2 protein-coding genes, 2 pseudogenes and 1 riboswitch are annotated in these 1790 nt (G+C 64.3%); of the genes and pseudogenes, 3 read left to right on the forward strand and 1 reads right to left on the reverse strand.

Annotated elements, in window-relative coordinates:
- The 3 genes and pseudogenes from WAN71_RS07760 to WAN71_RS07770 all read left to right on the forward strand — a co-directional run.
- Positions 1-448 (forward strand): nitronate monooxygenase (locus WAN71_RS07760; protein WP_422224777.1); only part of this gene is annotated, 448 nt, incomplete at its 5' end.
- 47 nt (positions 449-495) lie between these two features.
- Positions 496-655: pseudogene (locus WAN71_RS07765) on the forward strand (helix-turn-helix domain-containing protein); the annotation flags it as partial.
- Positions 656-816: 161 nt separating this feature from the next.
- A riboswitch (M-box (ykoK) riboswitch) is annotated at positions 817-987 on the forward strand.
- A 275-nt stretch (positions 988-1262) separates the two neighbouring features.
- Complete coding sequence (locus tag WAN71_RS07770) at positions 1263-1499, forward strand: Rv1535 family protein (RefSeq protein WP_422224778.1); 237 nt, start codon at positions 1263-1265, stop codon at positions 1497-1499.
- A 57-nt stretch (positions 1500-1556) separates the two neighbouring features.
- Here the strand turns inward: WAN71_RS07770 and WAN71_RS07775 are convergent.
- Positions 1557-1790: pseudogene (locus WAN71_RS07775) on the reverse strand (lipase family protein); the annotation flags it as partial.

Here is a 1790-nt window from a genome sequence, read left to right on the forward strand (position 1 = left end):
CGGCCGTCAGATCGCCGCGGCGCTGGCGCTGGGCGCCGAAGGCGTGTGGTGCGGTTCGGTGTGGCTGACCACCGAGGAAGCCGAAACATTGCCCGTCGTCAAGGACAAGTTCCTGGCCGCCAGTTCATCGGATACCGTGCGATCGCGGTCGTTGACCGGCAAGCCCGCACGCATGCTGCGCACCGCGTGGACCGACGAGTGGGAGCGGGCCGACAGCCCCGATCCGCTCGGCATGCCCCTGCAGAGCGCATTGATCGGCGACCCCCAAGTCCGCATCAACCGGGCCGCCGCCCAGCCGGATGCCAAGGCACGCGAGCTGGCCACCTATTTCGTCGGTCAAGTCGTGGGCTCGCTGAACAAAGTGCAGCCGACTGCGTCGGTGGTGCTGGACATGGTGTCGGAGTTCATCGACGCCGTCGGGCGACTCGACGAGCTGGTGGACCGGTGAGCGACGAGACCCGGACGCGTCGGCGGCCGGCGGTCAGCGACGGCGACATGACGCGACGGCGTGACGAGATCATGGCCGCGGCCAAAAAAGTGTTCGCGAGCAACGGTTTTCACTCAACGACTATCGCCGAGCGCCGACGTCGCCAAGGAGGCGAATTTGGCGTACGGCTCGATCTACCAGTACTTCGATTCGAAGGACGATCTGTTTGACGAGTTCTTCGAAAAAGACAAGGCGACCGCCAAGCTGTTGCTGCGCGACGCCTATGCCCCACTAGACCCCGGGGCGGGTTACGGAACCATAACGGCTGGTCAGGGGTAATCGGTGTGGCGAATTGACCCGGGCGGAATGTTCGGGCATCATCGACAGGGTAAGCACCTCGTTAGGTGAGGCGTCTACACGGATATAGGCCACTGACCCCGAACGTCGAGAGACGCCCAGGGTCAGGACAGCTCCTCCCGGGTTAAGGGTTGAGCCCAAGTGGCTTCCGGAATCTCCGGACACGCCGTGTATTGCCAAAGCTGTGACGAGTGGGGTGCGGTTTTCCCGAGTTTTTCGGGTCTCCTGTGCTCCTGCTTGCGTGTGAATTGTGCGGTAAACCCGCACGTGGCGCGACCGCGAGGAGGTGAGGGACGAATGAGTTCCAGTTCTAGTCCGGATCGATATCCGGGCTCTGTGTCGTCCCGATCCGGTCTCCAGCGCGTCGCTCGCAGCTGAGCCTTCTTAGGCCTAGGCCGCACGTCGCCTCATCGGACGCCGTTTCGGACGGACATCGAATCCCGTTATGCCCGTTTGACTTTCCGCTTAGGAGGCGATCATGACCGCTGTACTGTACGACGAAGTGGTAACGGCGACGCCCGCACGCCGGCTCAGGGCAGTGCCTGCCCCGACGCCGATGGCAGTGCCGGCGCCCAAGCGGACCTCCAGGCGGCCCGAACAACAGCTGGTCGTCGGCGACCCGTTGGTCGTCGGAGCCGCTCGGTTGCTCTGCGTCCCGTTGCGTCAGCTCTACGCCGCGCTGTGGCGCGCCGGCGTTTTGGAGGTTGGCGCCTAACAAGACTGTCGCTCCCGGTGCTCGAGGTGCATGCCCCTCGGCGCCGGGAGCGTCGGCCTATTGCTGGGCGGCGATGAGTTCCGATAGTCCGTTTTGATAGGCGATCAGGCTGTGCCGCCACGCGATCTGGACCGGCCCGCCGCTATCGACGGTGATCTGGGCGCCAACATGCACGTAGGGCGCCGGCGGAACGTACGGCACAATGTCGAGAAAATTCACTACCCGGAAACAGCTTTCAATCGCGGCGTTGAACGCGGTGACAAAGTCGGGCAATCCGACCCGCGGGCCGGC

The organism is Mycobacterium sp. (assembly GCF_049280035.1).
Taxonomy (GTDB): Bacteria; Actinomycetota; Actinomycetes; order Mycobacteriales; family Mycobacteriaceae; genus Mycobacterium.